This is a genomic window from Mycobacterium sp. NGS59 (assembly GCF_059812345.1).
This window is the reverse complement of record NZ_JCALCN010000007.1, coordinates 172,018-197,778: the sequence shown is the minus strand read 5'-3', so window position 1 is coordinate 197,778 and position 25,761 is coordinate 172,018. Positions and strand designations below refer to the sequence as shown.

23 protein-coding genes are annotated in these 25,761 nt (G+C 66.7%); 12 read left to right on the top strand and 11 right to left on the bottom strand.

Annotated elements, in window-relative coordinates; all coding sequences use genetic code 11:
• Positions 1 to 56 precede the first annotated feature (56 nt).
• Complete coding sequence (eccD, locus tag AC5Y46_RS11100; RefSeq protein ID WP_499940905.1) at positions 57 to 1,553, top strand: type VII secretion integral membrane protein EccD; 1,497 nt, start codon at positions 57 to 59, stop codon at positions 1,551 to 1,553.
• Between the two features lie 29 nt (positions 1,554 to 1,582).
• Here the strand turns inward: eccD and eccB are convergent, their stop codons facing one another.
• Entirely contained in the window at positions 1,583 to 3,085 is a 1,503-nt protein-coding gene (gene eccB, locus AC5Y46_RS11095) for a type VII secretion protein EccB (RefSeq protein ID WP_499991006.1), read from the bottom strand.
• Positions 3,086 to 3,193: 108 nt separating this feature from the next.
• Here eccB and eccE point away from each other — a divergent pair, with 108 nt between their 5' ends.
• Entirely contained in the window at positions 3,194 to 4,903 is a 1,710-nt protein-coding gene (gene eccE / locus AC5Y46_RS11090) for a type VII secretion protein EccE (RefSeq protein ID WP_499940908.1), read from the top strand.
• Between the two features lie 89 nt (positions 4,904 to 4,992).
• Positions 4,993 to 5,754, top strand: a complete 762-nt coding sequence (locus tag AC5Y46_RS11085; RefSeq protein ID WP_499940910.1) for a DUF5336 domain-containing protein — start codon at positions 4,993 to 4,995, stop codon at positions 5,752 to 5,754.
• A gap of 4 nt (positions 5,755 to 5,758) precedes the next feature.
• Here AC5Y46_RS11085 and AC5Y46_RS11080 read toward each other — a convergent pair whose 3' ends face one another.
• Complete coding sequence (locus AC5Y46_RS11080) at positions 5,759 to 6,895, bottom strand: FHA domain-containing protein (protein ID WP_499940911.1); 1,137 nt, start codon at positions 6,893 to 6,895, stop codon at positions 5,759 to 5,761.
• 347 nt (positions 6,896 to 7,242) lie between these two features.
• On the opposite strand from AC5Y46_RS11080, the gene AC5Y46_RS11075 reads away from it, so the two are divergent.
• The 4 genes from AC5Y46_RS11075 to AC5Y46_RS11060 all read left to right on the top strand — a co-directional run bounded on the left by AC5Y46_RS11075 (position 7,243) and on the right by AC5Y46_RS11060 (position 11,512).
• A complete protein-coding gene (locus tag AC5Y46_RS11075) occupies positions 7,243 to 7,560 on the top strand; it encodes a WhiB family transcriptional regulator (protein WP_499940912.1) in 318 nt (105 codons plus the stop codon).
• Positions 7,561 to 7,785: 225 nt separating this feature from the next.
• Entirely contained in the window at positions 7,786 to 8,814 is a 1,029-nt protein-coding gene (locus AC5Y46_RS11070; protein ID WP_499940914.1) for a hotdog fold thioesterase, read from the top strand.
• 179 nt (positions 8,815 to 8,993) lie between these two features.
• On the top strand, positions 8,994 to 9,419 hold the full coding sequence (locus AC5Y46_RS11065; protein ID WP_499940915.1) for an anti-sigma factor antagonist: 426 nt from the start codon (positions 8,994 to 8,996) through the stop codon (positions 9,417 to 9,419).
• A 128-nt stretch (positions 9,420 to 9,547) separates the two neighbouring features.
• Positions 9,548 to 11,512 carry a SpoIIE family protein phosphatase gene (locus AC5Y46_RS11060; protein ID WP_499940916.1) on the top strand — a complete coding sequence of 655 codons (1,965 nt, stop codon included), beginning with the start codon at positions 9,548 to 9,550 and terminating at the stop codon, positions 11,510 to 11,512.
• Between the two features lie 3 nt (positions 11,513 to 11,515).
• Here AC5Y46_RS11060 and AC5Y46_RS11055 read toward each other — a convergent pair whose 3' ends face one another.
• Positions 11,516 to 12,751, bottom strand: coding sequence for an acyl-CoA dehydrogenase family protein (locus tag AC5Y46_RS11055; protein WP_499940918.1), 1,236 nt, complete (start codon positions 12,749 to 12,751; stop codon positions 11,516 to 11,518).
• Positions 12,748 to 13,878 carry an acyl-CoA dehydrogenase family protein gene (locus AC5Y46_RS11050; RefSeq protein WP_499940920.1) on the bottom strand — a complete coding sequence of 377 codons (1,131 nt, stop codon included), beginning with the start codon at positions 13,876 to 13,878 and terminating at the stop codon, positions 12,748 to 12,750. Before AC5Y46_RS11050 ends, AC5Y46_RS11055 begins: the two co-directional genes overlap by 4 nt.
• A 184-nt stretch (positions 13,879 to 14,062) precedes the next feature.
• On the opposite strand from AC5Y46_RS11050, the gene AC5Y46_RS11045 reads away from it, so the two are divergent.
• Both AC5Y46_RS11045 and AC5Y46_RS11040 read left to right on the top strand, forming a co-directional pair.
• Positions 14,063 to 14,914: an Rv1363c family protein gene (locus AC5Y46_RS11045; RefSeq protein ID WP_499940922.1), complete on the top strand. Its 852-nt coding sequence runs from the start codon at positions 14,063 to 14,065 to the stop codon at positions 14,912 to 14,914.
• Positions 14,915 to 15,456: 542 nt separating this feature from the next.
• Positions 15,457 to 16,041, top strand: a complete 585-nt coding sequence (locus tag AC5Y46_RS11040; protein ID WP_499991063.1) for an Rv1363c family protein — start codon at positions 15,457 to 15,459, stop codon at positions 16,039 to 16,041.
• Between the two features lie 109 nt (positions 16,042 to 16,150).
• Here AC5Y46_RS11040 and AC5Y46_RS11035 read toward each other — a convergent pair whose 3' ends face one another.
• The 4 genes from AC5Y46_RS11035 to AC5Y46_RS11020 all read right to left on the bottom strand — a co-directional run bounded on the left by AC5Y46_RS11035 (position 16,151) and on the right by AC5Y46_RS11020 (position 19,787).
• On the bottom strand, positions 16,151 to 17,113 hold the full coding sequence (locus tag AC5Y46_RS11035; protein WP_499991001.1) for an alpha/beta hydrolase: 963 nt from the start codon (positions 17,111 to 17,113) through the stop codon (positions 16,151 to 16,153).
• Positions 17,114 to 17,218: 105 nt separating this feature from the next.
• On the bottom strand, positions 17,219 to 18,385 hold the full coding sequence (locus tag AC5Y46_RS11030) for an amidohydrolase family protein (RefSeq protein ID WP_499991000.1): 1,167 nt from the start codon (positions 18,383 to 18,385) through the stop codon (positions 17,219 to 17,221).
• On the bottom strand, positions 18,382 to 19,434 hold the full coding sequence (locus AC5Y46_RS11025; RefSeq protein ID WP_499990999.1) for an amidohydrolase family protein: 1,053 nt from the start codon (positions 19,432 to 19,434) through the stop codon (positions 18,382 to 18,384). The genes AC5Y46_RS11030 and AC5Y46_RS11025 overlap by 4 nt, the downstream gene beginning before the upstream one ends.
• Positions 19,431 to 19,787 carry a Rieske (2Fe-2S) protein gene (locus tag AC5Y46_RS11020; protein ID WP_499990997.1) on the bottom strand — a complete coding sequence of 119 codons (357 nt, stop codon included), beginning with the start codon at positions 19,785 to 19,787 and terminating at the stop codon, positions 19,431 to 19,433. Before AC5Y46_RS11020 ends, AC5Y46_RS11025 begins: the two co-directional genes overlap by 4 nt.
• Positions 19,788 to 19,910: 123 nt before the next feature.
• Between AC5Y46_RS11020 and AC5Y46_RS11015 the strand changes: the two genes are divergently transcribed.
• Positions 19,911 to 21,137, top strand: a complete 1,227-nt coding sequence (locus AC5Y46_RS11015) for a cytochrome P450 (RefSeq protein ID WP_499940930.1) — start codon at positions 19,911 to 19,913, stop codon at positions 21,135 to 21,137.
• Positions 21,134 to 22,291, top strand: a complete 1,158-nt coding sequence (locus AC5Y46_RS11010) for a Zn-dependent alcohol dehydrogenase (RefSeq protein WP_499940931.1) — start codon at positions 21,134 to 21,136, stop codon at positions 22,289 to 22,291. The genes AC5Y46_RS11015 and AC5Y46_RS11010 overlap by 4 nt, the downstream gene beginning before the upstream one ends.
• Before the next feature lie 75 nt (positions 22,292 to 22,366).
• On the opposite strand, the gene AC5Y46_RS11005 is transcribed toward AC5Y46_RS11010, so the two are convergent.
• Together AC5Y46_RS11005 and AC5Y46_RS11000 are read right to left on the bottom strand one after the other, a co-directional pair.
• Positions 22,367 to 23,155, bottom strand: a complete 789-nt coding sequence (locus AC5Y46_RS11005) for an SDR family NAD(P)-dependent oxidoreductase (RefSeq protein WP_499941381.1) — start codon at positions 23,153 to 23,155, stop codon at positions 22,367 to 22,369.
• Entirely contained in the window at positions 23,155 to 23,985 is an 831-nt protein-coding gene (locus tag AC5Y46_RS11000; protein WP_499940933.1) for an SDR family NAD(P)-dependent oxidoreductase, read from the bottom strand. The genes AC5Y46_RS11005 and AC5Y46_RS11000 overlap by 1 nt, the downstream gene beginning before the upstream one ends.
• A gap of 157 nt (positions 23,986 to 24,142) precedes the next feature.
• Here AC5Y46_RS11000 and AC5Y46_RS10995 point away from each other — a divergent pair, with 157 nt between their 5' ends.
• A complete protein-coding gene (locus AC5Y46_RS10995) occupies positions 24,143 to 24,535 on the top strand; it encodes a nuclear transport factor 2 family protein (protein ID WP_499940935.1) in 393 nt (130 codons plus the stop codon).
• 1 nt (position 24,536) lies between these two features.
• Here AC5Y46_RS10995 and AC5Y46_RS10990 read toward each other — a convergent pair whose 3' ends face one another.
• Positions 24,537 to 25,757, bottom strand: a complete 1,221-nt coding sequence (locus AC5Y46_RS10990; RefSeq protein WP_499941383.1) for a cytochrome P450 — start codon at positions 25,755 to 25,757, stop codon at positions 24,537 to 24,539.
• Between the last annotated feature and the right edge of the window lie 4 nt (positions 25,758 to 25,761).

The following is a 25,761-nucleotide window of genomic DNA, read 5'->3' as shown; positions in this document are numbered from 1 at the left end:
GCGCCCCTGGGTATTGTCACCAGCGAAATGCCACAACACGCAGGAGGCCGACAGCGATGACTCTACCGCCGTCGCTCTCGGAATTAGACGCCGAATCAGAGTCCGAACCCACGCTCAGCCGGGTCACGCTGGTGGTCGGTAACCTGCGGTTGGACTTCGGATTGCCGGCCAATACCAGCATCTCCGCCTTCATCGACGACGTCATCGACATCGCCAACGAGCAAATCGCGACGCACCCCGCTGCGGGCGCCGGACTCGAGCAGGTCGTCTTCGACACCTCCGAGGGAAAGTGGACGTTGGCCCGCCTCGGTGACGACCCGATCGACCCCGCCAGATCGTTGAGCGACGCCAACGTCTACGACGGGGAGCTGCTGAGCATCCGGGAGATCGACCACCCGGCCCGGCCGATGCTTTTCGACGACGTGCAGGACGACCATGACCGGTCGCGGTCCCCGGTCCTGGGCTGGCTGCACCGTGACGCGCGGCAGATCGCGTGTTTCGGCGTGGGCCTGGCCGCTGCGGTCGCCGTCGCCTTTCTGCTGCCGCGGCATGCGGCCGAGATCTACGTGCCTGCCACCGCGCTCGGCATCGGGACGCTGGCAGTGCTCGCGGCGTGCGTGATCGCGCACCGCTCGGCCGGGGCACGACGGTCGGAATGGGTTGCGGCGGTAGCGACTCCGTTGTTGTTCGGCGGCGCGCTGTACGTGGTGCCGGACGGCTTCGGCACGAAGTCGCTGCCGATGGCGTTCGCGCTGACCGGGCTGGCGTCGCTGCTGGTGTTGCTGGTGACCGGCCGCGGGCGCGCGCTGCACACGGCGGTGATCGCGCTGGCGGTGATCGGCGGTACGGCCAGTGCGGTTGCCCTGCTGTGGAACCCGCCGCCTCGCGCGATCGGTGCGGTGTTGGCAACGGTGTCGGTGATCGTCGTCTACCTCTCCCCCCGGGTGACGATCCTGCTGGCCAAGCTGCCGGTGCCGCGGGTGCCGACGGCCGGGGAACCGCTCGACGACATCGAAACCCAGGGCGGGACCACGGTGGAGGGCGTCAACGCCGTCGGCAAACAGGTCATCCCGACCGAGGAGGGCATGATCGTGCGGGTCCGCCGGGCCAGCCAGTACCTGACCGGCATCCTGACCGCCGCGGCGATCACCGCCACCGTCGGCTGCTACCTGGCGGTCGACGTCAGCGGCGGATTCTATTGGCAGGGCACGTTATTCGCAGCCACCGTGGCAACCGTGCTGTGCCTGCGCGGACGCAGCCACCACGATCTGGTGCAATCCGCCACGCTGATCGGGGCCGGGCTGACCATCGGGTTGCTCACCATCGTCAAGACGGCCGTCGGCCTGGACAATTGGGAGCTCGACGCGACGCTGGCGCTGATACTGCTGATGGTGTTGGCTGTCGCCTGCGGCATCGTCGCGCCCAGGTTGGAGTTCTCCCCGGTGATGCGTCGCCAGGTCGAGCTTCTGGAGTTCCTCGCCATCGTGATGGTGTTTCCGCTGTGCTGCTGGATCGTGCGGTTGTACGCGGTATTTCGCGAACTGCGGCTCTGAGCGGCGCACGGCCCAGCCCTCCGCTTGTTTCAGGACTTCGGCTGTTCGACCTTGGATCCGCGCGGGTCGGCGCCCATCCCGTCATGCGCCACCAGCGCCGCCTCTTGGGACAGCTCCGGTCCGGCGGGCAGCAACGCCACGACCGGCCACGGCGCGAACTGAGGCACGTCGGCGTCGAGGCGGGGATCGTGCACGCCGGTGACACCGAGCGCCGCCGCGGTCGGCAGATCCTTGATGTGGTAGCGCACGCCGGCATCAGAGATGTAGAACAGCTGACCCATCGCCCGGCTGTCCGCGTCACCGCCGGTGGCCTGGACGTACTCACCGGTGCCCGGTTTGACGTAGACGCCGTCGACGCCGGGACCGTTGCCGTCGCCGCTGGCCAGCGCGACCGGCTGGGCCCCGTCCGGAATCGGAAGCCGGTGCCCGACCAGCACGCGCACGGTGGCTTGCGCGGCGGAGTTCCCGCGTTCCCACGCCATGCACACGACCCGGTCGGGCTCGTCGTCGACGATCTGCGGCGACACGCTCGGGTAGTGGTCCACCGGCAGCGTGTGCACGATCGGAACCTGGCTGACGACCGCCGGTGACACCTCGCGATTGCCCTGTGCCGCAGCGTCATTGGGATTGCTGTACCGGATGATGTCGGCGGCCGCCGGCGACACCGGCTGCAACCCGTCGGGCAGCACCACGTAGAGCTGCTCGCCGCGCGAGTCGACGGTCTTCACGATCGAACCCACCGGATAGGCCGCCAAGCCGGCCAGGACACGGCCCGCCCCCGCAATCGTCACCGACCGGATCGGCGGGACCAGCGGGAAGGTGTTGAGCAACGCGACCGAGATGGGCCGCACTTGCGCATTCTGCAGATGCAGCGCGTTGACGACGACCGCGTCCGTGGGATCGATGACCGCGCGCACCCCGTCGAAGATCAGATAGACCGCGTCACCCGAACGGACCAGCAACATCTGTGCGGGCGATGCCCGGCGGATGTCGTCGTCGAGGGTGAGGTCACCGGCGATGACCGTGGTCTGCACGCTGGCCAGCCCGATGTTCTTGGACACATCCGGGGTCGTGACAGCGTCGCACACCGTCCACAGCGACATGCGCATATCGGCGCCGCCGTGAATGTTGTTGGGAGCGCCGATGATTCCGACCATCGGACCCCGGGGCAGCTGATTGAGCCATTTGTCACTGACCGTCTTGGCGGCATCGGGCTTGCCGGTGATCAGCCGCGCCGAGGCCAGATTGAGCACCGGATGCAGGCGATCACCGATGCGGACATACAAGCCGCCGTTGTTGCTGAGCAGGATCTGCGCGTTCCCGATGTTGGGTGACGGCTTGAAGAAGGCGAGCACACCGGCGGCACCGGTGATGAGCACCGCGATCACCAGCCCGACCAACAGCGATCGGATCTGTCCCCGCATCGGGTCGTGGATCATCCGCGAGTCGGCACGAATCAACGCATGCTCGAGTCGGCGAATCAGGAACCGATAGCCGTTGACCTGCGCGCGTGTCGTCACTTGCGCGGGCATAACCACCCCCATCAGAGTCGGGCAAGCACCGAGCCTCGGTAGCCTATAACGCCGTCACCAGCCAAATGCGCGCGAATTTTCGCGCAGCGCACTGGATAGGATCCGACTGTGCCGCGCCCTGCAGCGACGCGTCCGAGCACGGATGCGTCATCGGAACCGAACGGACTGCGGTCGACGATCGACATCGGCGCCCAGCGTCTGTTGCCGCTGCCCGACCTGTTGGTGCTGCAACTGCTGGTCGCCGCCGGGACGGTGACGGCGCCGATGCTCGGATTCGCCGGCTGGCAGGGCAGCCTGGCCGGCTTCGCAGTGGCGCTGATCCTGGTACTGCGATTCCGCGGCACGACCCTGCCGCGGTTGATCGCGGCACGCTCCGGATTCTGGCGGCAACGAAGGGTCAGATCCCGAAAGATGACGCCGGCCGAACCCTTCGATGTGCCTATACCCGACGGGTCCCTGATCGGCTTCCGTTGGGACGGAAGCACTTTGATGTCGTTGCTGAAAATCGAAGAGAATCCGCAAGCCATGACCATCATGGAGCCGGGCAGCACGCTGTCCGGCGAAACCGTGCCGGTGCTGGCGCTGGTCGAAAGCCTGCAACAGTTCGACATCACCCTGGATTCCATCGACGTGCTCAGCCAGGGTTCGCGCTCGCAGGGACGTAGCCAGGTGGCCGCCGTGTACGACGCCGTGCTGGGACCGCTGCCCGCGATCGCCCACCGCTACGTGTGGATCGTGATCCGGTTCGACCCGTCCCGGTGCGCGGACGCGGTGCGCCGGCGCGGCGGCGGGCGGGACGGGATCTTGCGGGCCGCCACCACCGCGACGCGGCGGGTGGCCAACCGCCTGACGGAGGGCGGTTTGCGGACCCGGGTGCTGACCGCCGCCGAGATCGGGCAGGCCACCAATCAATTGACCGACGGGGTGGATCTGGTCACCGTCGAAGAGACCTGGCGCACCTGCCGGGAAGGCCGGTTCCGGCTGCGCAGCTTCGCGATCAAGCCGAGCATGCTGACGACGGCGGGACTCGGGCTGCTGTGGACCATCCCCAGCTACTCCACCACCATGAGCCTGTCGCTGCGCCGCGACCATCCGCGCGGCCCCGTCGCGATCCGCGGACTGGCGCGGTTCGACACCCACGGCCGCGCCCGGATCCAGCTGCGTGGCCTGACTCCGCTGCGGGGAAAGCAGTATTCGGCACTGGCGGCGAGTCTGCCGGTGCCGCCACCGGCGCGGCCGGTCCGCAACTGGGCCTACTCGACCGGCGATCCCGACGTGGACTTTGCCTCGCTGTGTGTACCGGCGTCCGGATGCGGACAGGTGATCGGTGCCGACGAGCACGGTCGCGCGGTGGCGCTGGCGCTGTTCGGTCCGGAGATCCGCCGAGTGGAGATCGCCGGCACGCTGCACCTGGCCCAGCAGGTGGTGTTGCGGTCGCTGGCGTTGGGCGCGCATGTGCTGGTGCACAGCCGGCGGCCGGCGAAATGGCGCACGATGGTCGACGAGGTCGAAGACCACGACCTGCTGTGGGTCACCGACTTCAATCGGGGTTCGCTGCAGGCCGGAGCCGACCGCAACTACTCGGTCGAGATGTTCGACGGCGTGGCCGAGCAGCCGGTGCGGGTCGGGGTGACCGCGATCGTGGTGTCCCCGCCCGAATCCGCGGTCACGGCCAACGCCGACGTGGCGTTGCAACTGCTCGACCTCGACACCGACACAGTCAAGGTGAGCACCCGGGCGGGCTCGTCGGTGGTCACCATGGTCGCCACCGACGAGGAGATGCGTTATCTGAAGGGATCTTTCGCCGTTTCGGACTGAAACCGCGCACGACGGTTCCGATTTGCGGTCCGGCGGTGCGCTAGCGTGAATCCCGGTCACCCCGACCGGGGCGGTGCAAAGGAGTGATCATGGGTTACCCATCGGAGCAATCGAGCGCCTACGGCGACTATTCGCAGTGGGTTGCCGAGCCGGACTCCGGCGAAAAGGTCTCGCACCGCCATCTGATGCTGGCGGTCGCGCTGCTGGGTCTGTGCTCCTACCTGGTCAGTTTCGGGCCGATGCTCGGTGTCGCGGGGATCGACTGGGATGTCCGGTTCCCGGTGCTGGCGGGTCTGCTGGCGGCATTCGGCCTTTTCCCGCGGCAGACTCCGGCCGCCAAGCTCGTCGCCGCGCTGGCCGCGGTCGGGTTCTTGGACGCCCTGTCGCGCGGGATCGTCCTCCCCGACGGGGTCGAGCCGGGTTGGGCGCTGTGGATTCTGGTGGTGCTCAACGCCGCGCAGACCGCCGTCGCGGTGGCCGCGTTGCGGCACGCGCCCACGCAAACGGACGCGCAACATGCTTGGTATGCGGCTTACGCCGAGCAGTACGCGCAGGCCGCAGCCCAGTATTACAACCAGTACGCGCAGGACGAGCCGAGCGAGACCCAGTACGAGCAGGGGACCGCGCACGCCCAGGCGGCAGCGCAGGTCTCCGCGAGGGAACCGCGACGCGCCGCGCAAAGCGCCAGCTATGCGGAGTTCGTCGGCGAACCGTCATCCGCGCCGGCCGATGCGTCGTCTCGGGGTTCCAGCGCGCCGCCGTCGGGCATGCCGAACGTCGGGCACTCCCCGACTCCCGCTCAACAGCAGACCGTCGCCTTCGAGACCGGATACCGAGGCACCCAGCAGTAACCGGTCAGCTGATCGAAAGCTGGCCGATCAGCGTGTTCAACGCCGCGGCGACGTCCTCGGGGACGGGCCGTTCCGCCTCGGCGTCGGCCAGGACCGATGCCGGTAGCCCGGCAGCGGCGGCCGCTTCATCCAGACTGAGTTCCGCGCCGTGCCGGGCGCCGTACAACCGCTGACCCAGCGTGGCGTTCGGCGAGCGGGCGGCGCGGGCCATCACGTCGTTGTAGGCCCGGCGCACGGTGCTCAGTGCCAGCACCACCGACGGGGTGCCTTTGGCGTTGCGCGCCGCGTTGGCGGCGACTTTCTCGAGTTTGCGCAGGTCGGCGAGGATCTTGGTGACCTTGGGGGTGAACGCGGGGTCGCCGGGGTCAGGCAGCTCGGATGTGGCGGTGCTGATGGCGTGCATGGCCAGTTCGACGGCTTCGGCCATCAGCGGCGCCCGGACGGTGTCGCTGAGCGCCTCGGTGGTCTGCTCGCCGACCGATGGAATCCTGTCGGGGGCGGTGACGGCAGCCGGGATCGGCAGCACGGCAGACCCGCTGCGGATACGGGCGATGGTGCCCGGACTCCACTGCAGAGCTTTTTCCAACTTGGCCAGGGTCGCGCGCCGCGGCCAACTGCGGCCTTTCTCGAAGGCGATCAGCGTCCCGGCGTTGATGACCTTGTCTTTGGCCAGACCGCGCTGGGTGATCTCCAGTTCGTTGCGGCGCGCGGCGACCGCCTGCCCCGCCCGCGCAACCCCTGGATCGGCATCGGTTCCCCACCACTCGTCCTCGTCGGCCTCGGGCAGGTCGATCACCCCGGTGACAGCCGCGGAGAGGTCCGGCGCCGGGCCTGGCCTCAGCGTCACCGGAAAGCCCTCGGGGTTGGCCAGGTGAACGGTGACGGCATCGGTGACCAGCACGGAACTGCGGCGCACGCCGTCGACGTACATGCCGTTGGTGCTGGTGTCGATGGCCTGCCAGCCGTCCTGGTGCGGCTCCAGCCGCACGTGCCAGCGGGATACCCGGTCGTCGGGGAGTCGGATGGTGGCCGAAGGGTCCCGGCCGATGACGGCCACGCCGTCCGCCGGGTCCAACACGTGCTCGTCGTCGCCGAGGCGGACCACCAGCGCCGATGCGGGCGCGGTCCGGTCAGGTATCACTGCGCCACTCCCCCGGCTCGGACCTCCCGCATCAACGGGCATCGTCGCTACAGCCTTCCTCCAGCACTGCGTGGCTAGATGCTACATCTTTCCTGCTACACACCCGTGTCCGACCCTCAGAAAGGCGGCATTTCACTCTTCCTATGCGGTTTGCGCGCGCGATCTCCGGCTTCCGGTTACGCTTCCGCACGAGCGACTGCCACAGATGTCTTGTAGTACACACGTAAAATACTAGGCCGATTTCAGCAAAAAATGTAGCTGCTACGTTTTATTTGTTGCAGTCCCGCGCGACTTGTGGTTAAAGTCGTCGCATCGGTGGGTTTGCGACAGAAGTCGGGAGGAAAGCGATGACCGCAGCAGTGATGCCGTCGTCCACGCCGTTGGATGAATACGTGCCGGTGTGCAGCGTCGATCCGGATCGGTGGACGACCTGCGAACCGGACGAGGAGGCAAAAGCGCTCTGCCTGGCCTGCCCACGCCGGTTTCTGTGCGCGCGCGAAGCCTGCCAGGACCCGAACGTCGAAGGGCTATGGGCGGGCGTGGCGATCCCGGAGTCTGGACGTCCGCGGGACTTCGCCCTGCGCCGGCTGCGTGCGTTGGCCGAACAAGGCGGCTACCACGTTCGCCCACGTCGACGCGGTCGGCCGCGCGGCTCCCGCAACTGAGGTGATTTGGGCCGCACAGCACTGCTTCGGCGTAATTTGTTGTGCGACAACGGTCTTCGGAACGAAAATAAGACACGCCCACCGCTGTGCTTCAGCGGCGGTGCTGCGCACACCGCGGCGATGACGCGGGGCAGCTCTGATGGCGGCTCGCGGAGCAACACGCGGTAATGTCATTCTCGGAATTGCCAGAACGTTGTTGCAACGCCTTCGAAGAGGAGACCGCCGATGGCCGGCCCCGGCGAGCAAGCTGACGTCACCCGCGCCGACCGCTTCATCAAGACCGCGGTCGAGATCCTGGGGGAAACCGGACGCACCGACTTCACCGTCCAGGAAGTCGTTGCCCGGTCGAAGACCTCACTGCGCGCGTTCTATCAACACTTCGCCAGCAAGGACGAACTGCTGCTGGCGCTGTTCGACCGAACCATGGCTCAGGCCGCGCAAATGTGGCGCGCCGAGACCGCCGGACTCGACAGCACCGCGGCACTCAAGCTGGTCATCGACCGGGTCACCGCGCAGCCGGAATCCAGCACCCAGGACAGTCTCAATAGGGCGCTGAGTCTCTACAACCAGCACTTGGCCGAGACCCGGCCGCGCGAATATGCCCGGGTACTGTCCCCGCTGCACCGGCTGATCCGCGACATCGTCGGCCAAGGCATCACCGAAGGGCTGTTCGACGCCGCAATCGACGTCGGTGCGGCGTCGGCGATCGTCATGCAGACGATCATCGGCGCCCTGCGATTGCGCTGGCTCGGTACCGAACTCAACGGCACTCCCATCGACGCCGGACAGCTCTACGACTTCTGCAGCCGAGCGCTGGGGATCCGGGACACCGCTGGCGACGCGGTCGCGCCCACGCTCGGCGAACTGTTCGCCCGAATCGGCCTGCGCCCGACGGCCGGCCCCGGCGGCGAGTTCGCCATGTCGATGCCGGTGAGTCCGCAGGTGGTCAACACCAACGGCGCGCTGCAGGGCGGCTTGATCGCCACGCTGGCCGACGTGGCCGGCGGACAGCTGGGGATGGAGTACCTGCAGCCCGGCACCGCGATGACGACCTCTGACCTGGTCATCCGCTATCTGCGCCCGATCCGGCACGGCTCGGCACGCGCCGTGCCCACGGTGCTGCGCGCCGGCCGTCGCTCGATGGTGATGCAGATCGACATCTTCGGTGACAGCGACAGCGACCTCGCCGCAACCGCAACCGTGAACTTCGCCATCATCGGCCGTCCCACCGACGCCGAGGAGACCACGGCCTGAGTCAGGTTTGAATTCAGCCGAGCCAGGGTAATCCCGAAGACCTCAACCGGATTTGGGCATTTCGCCTCCCCCGGCGGAGCCTTTTGCTATACAAAAGGCATCGCTATTTTTCCGGCGCGCAGCGGACATTCCATTCGGGGGGTTTCACCGGCGCGGTCCACCACTCTTGGGGGTGTGCTATGAACGTGGGTCCGTCCGAATCGTCTTCCATCCCGGTGCCACTCAGCAACCGGTTGGCTTCTGAACTCGGCGAGCCCAACAGTGCGCTGAAGGCGACGACCGTGCGCACGGGTTCGGCGGTGCTGATCCGCGCCGGGGGCGAAGTCGACGCCTCCAACGAACACACCTGGCGCGGTCTGGTCACCGAGGCATCCGCCGTCGCCAGCCACGCCGGGTTGCTGGTCGTCGACGTCACCAGCCTCGAGTTCATGGGCTGTTGCGCGTTCACCGTCTTGGCCGACGAAGCCGAACGTCTGCGTCACCGCGGCATCACGCTGCGCATGGTCAGCAGCAACCCCGGCGTCGCCCGCATCGTCGACGCGTGCTCGTTCGGCAGTGTGTTGCCGGTCCACCCCACGACGGAAGCCGCGATGACGGTGGCGTGACACGCCAGGCCGTTGGTGCGGCGAGAAATTTGGTGCCTGGAACAAAGCCCGTGATTGCTAATCTGATTGTTGTTGCCTGACGCCATCGTCAGGATCTGCTACATCGGTCCGCGGGAGGTACGGCCAATATGTCGGCCGATAAGGACTGGGACAACACGGTGGGCACGGCTGCGGACGTGCGACGCATCTTCGAGAACATTCCCGCGATGGTGGTCGGCTTGGAGGGTCCTGACCACCGTTTCATCGCAGCCAATGCGGCCTTTCGCGCCTTCAATCCGGCAATGAGCTTCGTGGGCAAGCCTGCGCGAGAGGTCTATCCGGAGCTGGAGGGCCAGCAGATCTTCGGCATGTTCGACCGGGTGTACCACTCGGGCGTGCCGCAGTCCGGCGCCGAGTGGCGATTGCAGGTCGACCTGCAGGGCTCCGGGGTCGAGGAGCGCTTCTTCGACTTCGTCGTCACACCGCGCCGGGACCTGTCCGGTCAGATCGAAGGCGTCCAGCTGCTCTTCGACGATGTCACCGCCCGGGTCGAGGCGCGCCAGGCGGCCGAGGCGAAGGTCGAGGAACTGTCGGAGCGCTACCGCAACGTCCGCGACTCGGCGACCGTCATGCAGCAGGCACTGTTGGCGCGGTCGGTGCCGATAATCCCCGGCGCCGACGTCGCCGCCGAATATCTGGTGGCCGCCGAGGACACCGCCGCCGGCGGCGACTGGTTCGACGCGTTGGCGCTCGGCGATCGCCTGGTACTGGTGGTCGGCGACGTGGTCGGCCATGGCGTCGAGGCCGCGGCGGTGATGTCCCAACTGCGCACCGCACTGCGGATGCAACTCACCGCGGGGCTACCGATCACCGAGTCACTCGAGGCGGTGGACCGGTTCCACGAGCAGGTCCCGGGTTCGAAGTCGGCCACCGTCTGCATCGGTTCGCTGGATCTCGGTACCGGTGAATTCCAGTACTGCACCGCCGGCCATCCGCCCCCGCTGGTGGTGACGGCCGAGGGGGGCTCGCGGTATCTGGAACCTTCCGGGGGTGCCCCGTTGGGCAGCGGCACCGGATTCCCGACGCGCATCGAGTCGTTGGACGTCGGCCACGCGGTGCTGCTGTACAGCGACGGCCTGATCGAACGTCCGGGGCGGCCACTGGGAGCCAGCACCACGGAATTCGCCGACCTGACGGCCAGCATCGCGGCGGGCACCGGCGGCTTCGTGATCGATGCGCCCGCGCGGCCCATCGACCGGCTTTGTTCGGAGACACTCGAATTGCTCCTTCGCTCCACCGGTTACAAAGACGACGTCACGTTGCTCGCCGCGCAGCGCCGAGCCGCGACCCCGCCGCTGCACATCACAGCCGATGCCAACATCCATGCCGCGCGCGGGATCCGAGCCCGACTGCGGGAGTGGCTCAAGGAGATCGGCGCTGTAGCCGACGACATCTCCGACGTGGTGCATGCGATCTCCGAATTCGTGGAGAACGCGGTCGAACACGGTTACCGCACCGAGGTTCCCGACGGCATCGTCGTCACCGCCGAACTGGGCGGCGACGGCCAGCTCCGGGCCGTCGTGATGGACCGCGGCATCTGGAAGGATCACCGCGAAGGCGAACGCGGCCGCGGGCGCGGCTTGGCGATGGCCGAGGCGCTGGTGACCGATTCACATGTCACCCATGGGCCCGGCGGCACCACCGCCACGCTCAGCCACCACCTTTTCCGTCCGGCCAACTTCGTGAGCGACTCAGTGGTCAGCCGGGTCTCCTACCAGCGTGCGGTGGACAGCGAATTCGTCTCGCTGGTGTCCGACGGTGGTCGCATCGTCGTACGGGGCGAAGTCGATGCGCATACCGCTTCCACCCTGGACCGCCAGATCGCCGTCGAAAGCCGTTCCGGCATAGCGTCTTTGACCATCGATTTGAGCGCCGTCACCCACCTCGGCTCGGCGGGGGTCAGCGCGCTGGCGGCCGCTCGGGAACGGGCTCGCAAACAGGGCGGTGACTGCGTGCTGGTGGCTCCGCCGGGAAGCCCGGCACACCACGTCTTGTCGCTGGTTCAGATCCCGGTCAGCGGGGGCGACGCCGAAGGCGTGCTGGTCGAAGACTGAGCCCTACCGGGCGCTGCCGTGCCGGACCTGATTGAAGGGCACCCCACGGTCGGCGGCGTACTCCCGCGGGAAGTTGAGCACCCGCTCGCCGATGACGTTGCGCGCCATCTCGGTGGTGCCGCCGCCGATGGCGACCGACTGCCGCGACAGGTAGCGGATGCCGGTCTGCAGCCCTTCGCCGAACTCCCCCACCACACCGGCCGAGCCGGCGATCGCCAGCGCGATGTCCATCTCCAACATCACGTGCTCGGCGTGGAAGAGCCGGATGAGGCTGCCGGCGGCGGGCGGTAGTCCGCCGTCGCGGACATTGCGGGACACGTGCTCGATGAGTTGCTCGGCCACGGCGCGGTGCACCAGTGCCCGGCCGGCCATCTCCTGGATGCGTTCGTCGTCGGCCTGACCGGTCCGGGCCGCGAGGTCGACGTAGTCCACCGGCGTGGTGTGCCCGCCTTCGTGCCCGGAGCCGCTGGCGAACTCCGAGCCCTGTCCGACTGCGCGGCGTTCGTGGTAGAGCTGCCGTGACGCGACCGCCCACCCGTCGTTCACCTCGCCAACCACCGCGTCGTCGCCGACGTCCACCCCATCGAGGAACTCCTCGCAGAATTCCGCACCACCGTTGACCTGGACGATGCGGCGCAGGGTGATCCCCGGGTGGTTGATCGGCACCAGGAACATGGTCAGACCGTCATGCTTGGGCACATCCCAATCGGTGCGGGCCAGACACAGCCCGTAGTCCGCGGCGAACGCGCTGGTGCTCCAGGTCTTGGCGCCGTTGATCACCCACCGGTCGCCGTGTCGTTCGGCGCGGGTGATGACCCCGGCCAGATCCGATCCACCGCTGGGTTCGGACAACAGCTGCACCAGGATCTCCTCGCCGCGCAACGCGGCGGCAATGTGCTGTTTCTTCTGTTCCTCGCTGCCGGTGTCGAGCAGGGTGGCGCAACAGATGGTGAACGTCGGCACGTTGAGGATCAACGGCATTTCGTAGGCGTAGGACTCCACGTCGAACGCCCGCTGGTATTCGTAGTCCAGGCCCAGACCGCCGTATTCACGCGGAAAGCAGATGCCCGCGAATCCGCCGTCCCACAACCGTTTCTGCAATTCCCGGGCGCGCTGCCAGGACCGCTCGTCGTCGCGCGGCGCGGCCGGCGGCACTTCCGGATCGATGCTGGGCATGTTCTCGGCCAGCCACGCCCGGGCGCGGGCTGCGAATTCGGCGACGGACTCGGCGTTGGTCATCGGCTTGCCATCCGATACACCCGGATGTTGTGCTCCTCCGGGGTGCCGAACATGTTGCGGTACAACGTAACTCGTCGCAGATAGAGGTGCAGGTCGTGCTCCCAGGTGACGCCGATGCCGCCGTGCATCTGCACACAACGCTGCACGATCTGCCCGGCGAGTTCGCCCACGTAGGACTTGGCGATGCTGGCCGAAAGTCCGGCGTCGGGTGCCTGCGCGGCGACGTCGGCGACGGCGGCGGCGGTGGTCGCGCGGCACGCTTCGAGCCACATCTTCATGTCGGCGAACCCGTGTTTGAGTGCCTGGTAGGAGGCCAGCGGACGACCGAACGAATGCCGGTCCAGTGCCCACTGGACGGTGAAATCGAAGACCGTCTGCAGGATTCCGACCACTTCGGCGCATTGCAGCACTTGCGCGATCTGGCTCTGCCGCTCGATCAGCGCGGGAGTCTCGGCGGCGCTGCCGACGACGGCGGCACCGTTGACGACCACACCGTCGAACTCCACCCGCGCGTACTGCTTGACCAGGTCGATGGACTGCTGCGGGACGATCCGCACGCCGGGGGCGTCGGTCCGGACCAGGAACTGTCGCACCTCGTCCGAGCCGTCTCGCGCCACCACCAGCAGCACCGCGCTCTGGGCGCCCGCTTCGACTCGGTCCTTGACGCCGTCGATCCGGTACCCGTCGGCTACGGCAGTGCAGGTGACGGTCGGATCCAGCGGCGCCCAACCGCGGCCCGGCTCGGCCACCGCCCAGGACGCCACCGTCTCACCGGAGACCACCGAGTCGATCAACTCCGCGTGGGAATCCCGATCGGTCGACCCGACCAGTCCGGCGAGCACGGTGCTGACCGGGTACAACGGCCCGGGCGCCACCGTCTTGCCGAGCATCTCGGCGACCGAGGCCAGATCGGTGAACCCGTCCCCCGAGGCGCTGCCGCCGCCCAGCTCCTCGGGTACCAGCAATCCCGTCCACCCCAGTTCAGCGGCCCGCCGCCACCACTCCGGGTGGAACGATTCACCGGTGCCGTGCAGGTCGCGGACGTGACGCAGGGACGCCTGTTTGGACAGAAATGCTTGGGTGGTGGTGGTGAAGAGTATCTTTTCGGGAGAGTCGACAGCGGTCATGATGCCGGCCGGACTTTCCCGGGCATTCCTTCGCTGCTGCGAGGGAAGTCGGGGGGAAAGTCGGAGTGGTGGGTCATCCGCCTGATCGGTCCTCGTCGGGGTTTGCTGGCGACTCCGATGTTAGCAATGGGCAATACCGTAAGAGATACCGGAGTTCAGTCGATAATGACGAGCGGTAGCCGAGATGGCTGAGACAGACGACGCTGCGGTGACCGCGAAAGCCGATGCGCTGGCGCTGGCCGAGGAGGCAGAAGCCGAAGCTGCCGAGGCCGAACTGTTGGCCGCCGCGGCACGCGCGAAGGCCCGCGCGGCGCGGTTGCGCCGCAAGGCGCTGGGCGCCATGGACGACGAAACCGACGAGTTCGACGAGGACGACGAGTTCGACGACGAAGACGACGACTACTACGAGGACTACGACGAGTCCGAGGAGTACGACGAAACCGAGGAATACGAACCCGACGAGTACGACGAGTCGGAGAATTACGACGAATCCGAACCCGTCGCAGCTGCCCCGCCGTCCCGGCGCGAGCGGCTGCGAAGGTCGTTGCGAGTGCCGAAGCTGTCCACCATCGCCACCGCCGTGGCGGTGTTGCTGATCCTCGGGTTGTGGGTGCTCAGCGGGGTGTTCGCGTGGCGGCACCACGAGAGCACCGAAAAGCAGCAGCGGGAAGCGGCTTTCATCGCCGGCGCCAAACAAGGTGTGGTGTACATGACCTCGCTGGACTTCAACCGCGCCAAGCAGGATGTGCAGCGTGTCATCGACAATTCGACTGGTGAGTTCCGGGACGACTTCCAGCAGCGCGCAGCCGATTTCACGAAAGTGGTCGAACAGTCCAAGGTGGTCACCGAGGGAACCGTGAACGCGGCGGCCATCGAGTCGATGGATGGTCACTCCGCGCAGGTACTGATCTCGGTGAGCTCGCGGGTCACCAATTCCAGCGGCGGCAAGAACGAACCGCGCGCGTGGCGCATGCGGGTTACCGTGACCGAGGAGGACGGCCAGTACAAAGTGTCGAAAGTTGAGTTCGTACCGTGAGCGACGATGTGCGCGACGTCGATCTGACCGACGAAGACGCGCCAAAGGAATCCGTCGCAGACCCCGAAGCCGTGGTGGATGACACCGCGACGGACGAGGAACCCGCGCGGCTCGACGCCGCTGACACCGACGCGGCGCGCTCCAACTACGCCACGTTCGCGGTCGCCCTCGCCAAGAGCGCCGAAGCGCAGCGTGAGGTCGACGAGGCGGCGGGCGACGCTGAATCCGGCGGCACCGTCGCGGACGATGACGCGGTCGGGGACGAGGATTTGGGCGGGGACGGTTTCGTCGGGGACGACGGCAGGGTCGGGGACGACGGTTTCGTCGGGGACGCCGGCTTCGTCGGGGACGCCGGTTTCGTCGGGGACGCCGGCTTTGGCGCGGACGACGGCAGGGTCGCGGACGACGGCAGGGTCGGGGACCACGGCACGGTCGGGGACGACGACTTCGTCGCGGACGACGAGTTCGTCGCGGACGACGACGCCTTCGCGGTCGCGGACGACGACACCGTCTACAGCGGGCTCGAGGAGCCCACCGAGGTGGTGGTCGTGCCACCATCCGAGACCGACGCCGAAGATGCCGACGGCGAAGTCACGCCCAAGCGGAACTGGTGGCGCGACATCTGGCGCCGGCAGATCACCGTCAAACCCATCCCGGTGATCTTGGTCCTGCTACTGCTCGCTTCGGCTGCCATGACGGCGTGGCTGTATTTCCAGTACTACCGCCCAGATCAGCAGACCAGCCAGAGCGTGGCCCGAGCGGCGATCAACGCGGCCTCGGAGGGAACGGTTGCGGTGCTGTCATATTCGTCCGATTCGCTGGACAAGGACTTTGCCAATGCCAGGTCGCATCTGTCCGGGGATTTCCTGTCCTTTTACGACCAGTTCACCTCGCAGGTCGTGACGCCGGCCGCCAAGCAGAAGTCGATCAAGACCACCACTCAGGTCAAGCGCGCGGCGGTGCAGGAGTTGCATCCCACCTCGGCGATCGTGCTGGTCTTCGCCGACCAAAGCACCACCAGCAAGGAGAATCCGGAACAACCGTCGGTAGCCCCCCGCAGTGTGCTGGTGACCCTGAACCTGCTCGACGGCAAGTGGATGATCACCAAGTTCACTCCGGTTGAGTGACGATCGCCGGCGCGGCGCAGCCGGGCGCAGCGGGTCGCCACCATCAGATCCCGTGACGATCGCCGGCCGCGCGCCGGCGCGACGCAGCGGATCGCCACCGTCAGGTCTCTCACACAGCGAACGCACGCCGCAGCGACTGCGCGTGCAGCGCCCGGTTCTCTTGCGAGACAACCCAATCGGGCACTGCCGAGTCGAACCCGTTGAACGTCGCTGCGATCACGTGCAGCCCGGTGGGGACATAAGCGTGCAGCAGCCGGTTCGCGTAGTCGATCGCTTCGTCGCGGCACGGGTCGACGTCGGCGCAACTGACGAACGTCGGCGGCAGTCCCTCCAAGTTCGCCCGGTGCGAGGGCACGTGCTGACCGTTGGCCGAAGCGTGACCCAGGTAGTGACTCCACGCCCGGCTCACCGCCTGACCGTTGAGGCCGGGCGTGCGCTGGAACTCCCGCCGCGACGGCGTCGCATCGGAATCGAGCATCGGCTGGTGCAGGATCTGCACCAGGATCTTGGGTCCCTCGTCATCGAACGTCCGTTGGGCCACGCTGGCCACCAGGGCAGCACCTGCGTCGCGGCCCATCACCGCCAGCCGGGTGGCGTCGGCGTTCAACTCCTCGGCTTGCCCGACCGCGTAGTACAACGCGGCTTCCACGTCCTGCACCCCCGCCGGGGCCGGATGCTCCGGCGCCAGCCGGTAGTCGACCGACACCACCAAAGTGCCGGAGTCGCGGGCCAACTCGACGCAATGCGCGTGGTCGGTGTCCAGATTGCCGGTCACGAAAGCGCCGCCGTGGGCATAGATCACCAGCGGCAGCGCAGACGACGTGTCGGCGCCCCGATACAGGCGGATGTCGAGCTGGCCGCCGTCCGGGCCGGGAATGGATCGGGCTTCGACGTTGACCCCGGTGGTGTCGACGGCGGCGGCGCGCTCGGCGGCCTCCCGGTCGAACCGCGCGCGCTCGGCCGGCAGGCTGTCGGCGCTGAACTCGACAACGCCCAACCTCTCGGCGGCGTCTCGGAGTGCCGGGTCGATGCGGCCCAGTCCCTGCGGGCGCGTGACATTCGTCTGCGTCATGCCCTCAAGGTAGACCTGCGCCGGTCGAGCACTCGCCGCCGGTCACCGAAACATCGTCGCCCAGCGTGTAACTGCTGCGAAAAATCCGCACGAATTTGACAGTGGTTACACGCTCGGCGAAACGCCCCCCTGCTCGCCCGGCAGTGCTTTCACGGTTGACGGCAACCCGTAGAGGGCGGTCGCGTTGCCGCGCATGATCCGATCCCGCTGATCACGCGGAAACCGGTTGATCGCATACGCCGGGGAGTCGTAGCTCCAATGCGGGTAGTCCGTCGAGAACATCAGGTTGTCGCCGAGGTCCATCATTTCCAGGTACTCGCGGAACTGCACGGTGTCGGCGTCCTCGAGAGGCTGTGTGGTGAACCGAACGTGTTCGCGCACATACTCCGACGGGCGCCGACGCACCTGCGGCAAGTCGCCACGACGGGCCTCCCAGATTCGGTCCATCCGCGACATCACCGGCATCGCCCAGGTGAAGCCGCCCTCGATGAACACCACCCGCAGGTCCGGATGACGGTCGAACGCGCCGTCGAACACCAGGCTCATCAGGTGCGACACGTACAGCAGCGGCCAGGACGCGAAGAAGTCGTGCCAGTGCGCGGGATTGCCGACCGGGTACAGCGGGATCAACTCGAACGGCGTCTGCCCCATCAAATGCGTGGCCACCGGCAGCCCATTGCGCGCCGCCGCCTCGTACAACGGGTCGAAATGTGGAGTGCCGAAAGGGATTCCGCGGGTCTGAGGCGTCATCAGCACCTGGGACATGAACGGGTTACCCGCCCACCGTTCGATCTCCCGCGCGGCCTGCTCGGGTGTCTGCGCGCTGACGCTGATGGACCCGCGCCAGCGGCCGTGCGCGTTGCCCTTGTCCAACCAGACGTCGGCGAGCCAGTCGTTGTAGGTCGACTTCAGCACGTGCTCGGCCTGCGGCAACTGCGCGTCACACATCGGCTCCAGCGAGGCGATGCTGACGCCGGCGTCGACCAGCAGCTGCTGGGCGGCGAAGTCCGGATCGCTGCCGGCAACTCCCCCGGTGGGCGGCGCGGCGTCCATCCGCAACGAGAAGGTCTTGTAGGAGTCCGGCGTGTCGTAGAAATGCGGGATCGGGCTGACGGCGTTGCCGGTCGGCCAGATCTTGTCCACCCATTCGGTCGGCGCATAGGACTTGAGCACGTCGGCGGACACGGGCAACGGGTGCACGTCGGTGTCGACGACGGTGACGGCGATTTCTTGCTGGTCCGCGCGGGCATCGAGAGGTTCGACGACGGTCATAATGCGCTTCCTTCACTCACTGCCAACCCGTAGAGCTCACTGGCGTTGCGCCACAACAACTTCGCGCGCTGCTCAGGATCCAGTCCGTCGACCGTCTGAGCCGCCGGCGCCGTCGACCAGTGCGGATAACCCGATCCGTACATCACCAGGTCGGCCTTGCCAGAGAAGTCCATCCAGCGCTGCGCCTGGCCGACGTCGGGGGCGCCGTCGAACGCCGACGTGCAGAACCGGACATGGTCGGGAAGGTATTCGCTGGGATAGCGGTCCACCCACGGCGTCTGGTCGCGCATGGACAACCAGAACGTGTCCAGCCGCCACATCAGCGGGGTGAGGATGTCGTATCCGCCGTCGGCGAAGACGAACTTCAGCCCGGGATGGCGGCCGAAGACACCCTCGACGATCAGCGTGGCCAGGTGCACGAAATAGTTCAGCGGCATGAACGCTGCGTAACCGGGATAGGTGTGCGCGTGCCCGGCGAAGGTGGGCGGATGGTCGACGCCGTTGCCGCCGTTGACATGCACCGCCACCGGCAGCCCATGCGCCGTCGCGGCCTCCCAGATCGGTTCGAACATCGGCTTGCCGTACGGCTCGCGTGACTGCATCGGGACGCCGACCTGAACCAGCTTCGGGTGATCGGCCAGCCGTTCGATCTCGGCGACCGCGCCGCGGGGGTCCTCCGGATTGACCCGGATGGTGCCGCGAAAACGCGTGTCGGACCCCAGCCACCGATCCAGCAGCCAGTCGTTGACTGCGGCGCAGATCCGACTGTTGAGCAGGTAATCGGCAATGTTGCCCCGGGTCAGCGGGTTCAGGATCGCGTAGCTCGCGCCGGCTTCGTCGAACAGGTGCCGCGCGACGGTGTCGGGGTCCGATCCCGGATACCCGTCGCCGTACAGGTCGGCGCGGTAGTCGCCGCCGGGCGCCTGATACCACTGCTGCTCGACGTCGGGGATGGAGCGCAATTTGTGGGCGGCCGGGAGATAACGCCGGATCTCGGCGTTGTAGCGGAAGTGCGGCTGGACGTTCGCATCGATGATCGGGTTCGTCATGCGGTCAAATACACTTCCCCGTCGGTGACATCGACCTGATAGGTGCGCACACGGCGACTCGGGTCGGCGACGTTGCGGCCGGTGGTGATGTCGAATTCCCAATTGTGCCAAGGGCATCGGACAATCTGGCCCTCCCGCACCCGGCGCAGGCCGCCGGGTTCCCCGGGAGCGGGTTCGTTGGTCCCGCCGACCGGACCCAGACACAGCGGGGCACCTTCGTGCGAGCAGTAATTCACGATCGCATACAACGAACCGTCCACGTTGTAGACGCCGACGCCGAACTTGCCGGCGTCGACGAGCTTCATCGCGCCGGGCGGTAGTTCGGCCAGCGAGCACACGAAACGGCGTTGCACCGGGCATCACCGCCTCGTCATCGGTCGGCTCGTTGATTAGATTGCTATTTATATTATGATAGCGACATTCCGCTTTCGGCCCATGTGCAAGGGCTAACTCGGTTGCTCAGAGAGGAGCGCCTGATGACGCTCAGCACCGACCAAAACGGCGCGCCCGTCGCCTTGGACCTCACCGGTGAAACCAGCCCGTACCCGTTCTTCGAATACATGCGGCGCACCGACCCCGTCTGGCACGGCGGCCTTTCGGACCTCGAGCAGCTGCCCGACGAACTCAAGCCGAGCGACGAGTGGGTCCTGTTCGGCTACGACGACGTCTTCCACGCCTTCCGCGACGACCAGACGTTCACCTCAGCCAAGTACGACGAGACCATCGGCTTGGTGATGGGCCACACCATCTTGGCGATGGGTGGCCGGGAGCACCACGACCATCGCAACCTGGTGGCCAAGGCGTTCCGGTCGACAGCGCTGGAGCGCTGGGAGCCGTCGGTGATCGGGCCGGTCTGCGACCAGCTGGTGGACGAGATCAAGGAGCACGGCGAGGCGGACTTGGTCAAGGCGCTGACCTTCGAGTTCCCCACCCGCATCATCTCCTCGCTGCTCGGGTTGCCGCCGGAAGATCTCGACATGTTCCGCCGGCTGTCGCTGGATCTGATCTCGATCCCGACCGACATCATGGCCGGCCTGACCGCCGCAGCCGAGTTGCACGGCTACTTCCTCAACCAGGTCGAACAGCGGCGCCGCAAGCCCACCAATGACATCATCGGTGATCTGGTCGCCGCCGAGATCGACGGCGAGAAGCTGACCGACGAGGCCGTCATCGCGTTCCTGCGCCTGCTGTTGCCCGCCGGACTGGAAACCACTTACCGCTCTTCAAGCAACCTGTTGTACTGCCTGCTGACCCACCCCGAGCAGTTGTCGATGGCCTATCAAGACCGGTCGCTGATCCCGATGGCGATGGAAGAGGGCCTGCGTTACGAGACGCCGTTGACCATGGTCACGCGGACCACCACACGCGAAGTCGAGTTGGGCGGCAAGACAATTCCCGCCGACGCGCAGATCGACATGTGTATGGGCTCGGCCAACCGCGACGAAACGCGTTGGACCGACCCCAATACCTTCGACATCCGGCGCCCCCGGCAGGCACACATCGCCTTCGCCGGCGGCATCCACATGTGCCTGGGCATGCACCTCGCCCGACTGGAGACGCGGGTCATGCTCAACAGCCTGTTCGACCGCGTCCAGGATCTGAGGTTCGTCGAAGACGACGGCACCGGGGTGGAGTCCAAGATCGTCGGCCTCACCTTCCGTTCCCCCAACAAACTTCCCGTCACATTCCGGCCGGTCGCATGAGAAGCCGCGCGGCGATCCTGCACGACGTCGGCGGGCCGTGGTCGGTCGAGGAGTTCGAACTCGACGCACCCCGCGCCGGCGAGGTGCTGGTCCAGCTGGCGGCCGCCGGGCTGTGCCACTCCGACGACCACATCCTCAAAGGCGACATGTCCGCACCCAACGAGGTGCTGAAAGCGTTGGGCCTGCCCACCATGTTCCCGATGATCGGCGGGCACGAAGGCTCGGGCGTGGTGCGTGAGATCGGGCCCGGGGTAACCGATTTCGCGGTCGGCGACCATGTAGTGACGACGTTCGTCGCGGTATGCGGACAATGCCGGTGGTGCGCCTCGGGTATGGAGTACATCTGCGACCAGGGCATGGGCACCATGGTCCCGGGGATGCCGACCGACGGCACCTTCCGTCACCACACCGCCGACGGCCGGCCGCTCGGCCATCTGGCCAAGGTCGGCACATTCGCCGAACACACTGTGGTGTCGGTGAATTCGCTGATCAAGCTGGAGCCGCAGCTGCCGCTGGTCCCCAGCGCGCTGCTGTCCTGCGCCATTCCGACCGGCTACGGGTCGGCCGCCAACCGGGCCGGGGTGCGCGGCGGGGACGTGGTGGTCGTGATCGGTGCCGGGGGCATCGGCACCGGCGCAATCCAGGGAGCAGGGATCAACGGCGCCGCGCACATCGTCGCCGTCGATCCGGTGGAGTTCAAACAGAAGTCGGCGTTGCGGTTCGGCGCCACGCACAGCGTCGCCTCGATCGCCGAGGCGCTGGACCTGGTGCGCGATCTCACCTACGGGGTGATGGCCGACTCCGTAGTGGTCTCGCCGTCACTGATCACCGCCGACGATGTCCGCGACGCGGTGCAACTCACCCGCAAGGGCGGGACGTGCGTGCTGACCGGCATGACTTCGCAGCTGCAACAATCGGTCAAGATCAACCTGCAGGACTTCATCCTGATGAACAAAACGTTGGCGGGCACCATCTTCGGCTCCTGCAACGCCAAGGCCGACATCGCACGGTTGGCCCGGCTCTACCAGACCGGGCAGCTGCAGCTCGACGAGATGATCACCCGCCGGTACGCCTTAGACGACATCAACCAGGCCTACGCCGACCTGCTCAACGGCGAAATCGTTCGCGGTGTCATCGACTACGGGATCGTCTGACCCAAACCCTTACCGCCGACCGTGAATCTGACGACGCGACACGCGGGCGGTGCGTCGTGAAATTCACTCTCGGGGCTAAGACTCCTGGGCCTGCTGCTTTGCCGCATGCAGCTCGCGTAGCTTCTTCAACCGCATCAGCTTCTCGACCTGCCCGTAGGCGTCGATCGGGCTGTGCAGTGACAGCCCGCCGTCGGCGTGGATCACTTGTCCTGTCACCCAGGACATTTCGAGGGTGCCGACGATAGCCTCGGCCACGTCGCCGGGATCCCCCAAGCGCCGCAACGCCGTTCGTTTGGACATGCCCTCGACCCAGGCCGGCCACTTTTCGGCGTCGGGCAGCATGGGGGTGCGCGTGACACCGGGCCCGACGGCGTTGACCCGGATACCGTGGATCCCCCACTCCACCGCCGCCACCTTGACCAGCATGTCCAGGCCGGCCTTCGACACGCAGTAGGCGCCCATGTCCCGGTCGGCCACCGTGCCGCTGATGCTGGAGACCACGACGATCGAACCTTCGAGTTCGGCGTCGATCATGGCCCGGGCGGCCGCGCGGATCGTGTACCAGGTGCCGGTGAGGTTGACCGAGAGCACCTTCTGCCATTCCGCGGGCGGCAACTCCAGCAGCAGACCCGACGATCCGACGCCGGCCGACGCCACGACCCGGGTGGGCACACCGTGCTCGCGCACGGTCTGCTCCATCGCCGCCAGCACCGCATCGTAATCGCTGATGTCACAAGCGATGTCACCACCGGACACGTCCCAGACGACGACGTCGTGTCCGGCTTCGCGCAATAGTGTCGCCGCCTCGCGCCCGATCCCGGACCCGCCGCCGGTCACCAGGGCGGTCGTCTTCGCGCCCTGCATCACGAGGTCGCGATCCTGGCCAGCGTGCTGTCCCACAGCTCGCCGGCCAGCCGCGGATTCTTCGCCAGCCGGTTGGTCCTGGCGACCTTATGCCGCGAATAATATTCCCCCGGCGTCCACGCCACACCGGGTTGGGTCGAGGCCAGCCAGATCAGTTGTTCGGCGCCTTCTTCCGAGCTGGCGGTGTAGCGCTCGGTCGGCAGGTACCGCTTGGAGAAGGCCAGCGTCTTCGATCCCGAGGCCGGACCGAAGTTGGAGTTGACGTAGCCGGGGTGGACCGTTGCGACGGATAGTCCGCGGCCGTGGTACCGGCGGTGTAATTCCTTGGTGAACAACACGATCGCCAGCTTAGACAGTGCGTAGGCGGTGCTGGGACGGCGCCGCGCCGTGTTCTCCAGATCGGCGACGGTGGCGCGCAGTATCAGCAGATGCGACGAGCTGGTGGTGTTGACGACGGTGGCGCGGGAGTCGACGAGCACATCCATCAGCTGAGTGGTCAGCAGGAACGGGGACAGATAGTTGACTTGGTAGGTATGTTCGTAGCCGTCCGGCGTGATGTGGATCTTGGTGCCCATGCAGCCCGCGTTGTTGATCAGCACGTCGATCCTGGGGTAGTCGGAGCGGATCTTGTCCGCCAGCGCCCGCGCTTGCGCCAGGTCGGCGAAGTCGACGACGAAATGGTCTGCGTCCAGCTCGGCGGCCACGGCCTGGGTCTTGCTCTGCGACCGGCCGACCACGACGATGTTGTCGCCGAGTTGGCGCAACCGGCGCGCAGCAGCGGCGCCGATGCCGTCGCTGGCACCGGTGATGATGATCGTCCTCGGGGTCATTAGGCTGCTGTCCTCCCGTGGGGAGTCTATGACTTGGGCCACACCTTTTTACCGCTCGGGTGTATTGAGTCTGGCGTCGGGGCGTGCGGCGCGTGACAATGACGAGGCCACACCTCGCACCGAAAGGGAGCGCGTGACGAACGAGCAGCGTAGCCGGATGGCACAAGATCTCCTGCGGGCAGCCGAGCATGGTGATACTGCCGCAGTGGAGACAATGATCAGCGACGATTTCACCTTCAGGTCGATGCGTCGCGCTCCGATCGACTTGCCCTCTGGCGATCCGATGCCGAGCGATTTCGACAGGGAACAATTCCTCAACTTCGTCGGCAGCATCCCGAGTTTCACCAGGGACGGTCTGCACTTCGCCTTCGAGCACGCGGTCAGCGAAGGCGACTCCGTAGTCGTCTTCGGCGAGTCGAATGCCACGGCGCACAGCGGCAAGAAGTACGCCAATGTCTACTCCTGGCTGTTCCGATTCGCCGACGGCAAGGTCGCCCATTGGCGGGAGTACTGCGACACTCACCTGATCAGCACGGTGCTGTTCGGATAGCTCACCGAAGCGAGTAACGCACCGGCAGGTGTTTCAGGCCGCCGACGAAGGTGGTCGCGACATATTGCGGATCACCGGTCAGCTCAATCGATTTCAGCCTGGGCAACAGTTCGTTGAAAAAGCTGCTGACTTCCATACGTGCCAGCGCAGCGCCCATGCAGAAGTGCACGCCGTAGCCGAACGCCACGTGCTTGTTCGGCTCGCGGCCGACGTCGAAGCGGAACGGGTCGTCGAAGACCTCTTCGTCGCGGTTGCCCGAGACGTAGGAGAGCAGCACCGACTCGCCCGCGGCGATCGGGACACCCCGCACTTCGGTGTCCCGTGCGGCGGTGCGCATGAACTGTTTGACCGGGGTGACCCAGCGGATCATCTCCTCGGTCGCCTGCGGCAGCAGGGACAGGTCGTCGCGTAGCCGCTGCAGCTGGTCGGGATGCTCGGTCAGCGCGTGCAGGCCACCGGAGATGGTGGCGCTGGTGGTGTCGTGCCCCGCGGTCGCCACGATCAGGTAGTAGGACACCGTCTCGATGTCCGACAGCGGCTCACCGTTGATGCGGGCGTTGGCGATCGCCGATGCGAGATCCTCGGTCGGCTGTTCGCGACGCGCGGCGGTCACGTCGTTGAAGTAGCCGAACATGTCCAGCAGCACCGGCAGTTGGTCTTCCACGGTGGTGCCGCGCTTGAACTCGGTGTCGTCGCTGCCGAACAGTTCCTGGGTCAGCTTGAGCATGCGCGGGAAGTCGGACTCCGGGATGCCCAACAACGACATGATGACGTAGAGCGGATAGTTGACCGCGACCTCTTGGACGAAATCGCACTCTGGACCCACCTCGGCCATCTTGTCGACGTAGATCTTGGCCAGCTCATCGACACGAACCTTCAACGCCCGCATGGCTTTTGGACGGAACCAGTTCGCGCCGATCGCCCGCACGTCACGGTGCTGCGGGTCGTCGAGGTGGATCAGCGTCTTGACGCCGATGGCGGCCTGCTGGTCGTCACCGGCGGCGGTGGTCAGGACCGGCCGCGGCCAGTTGGTGAACAGCGTGTTGTCGCGTTCGATGTCCATGATGTCGGTGTGTTTGGTGATAGCCCAGAACGGCCGGTAGTTCTCGACGTCCACCCACGAGACCGGGGCGTCGGCACGCAGGTGCGTCAGCGCGGCATGCAGACGGCGCTCGTCGGTGTAGGTTTGCGGATCGGCCAGCAGCTTGGCGGCCTCGTCCATTACC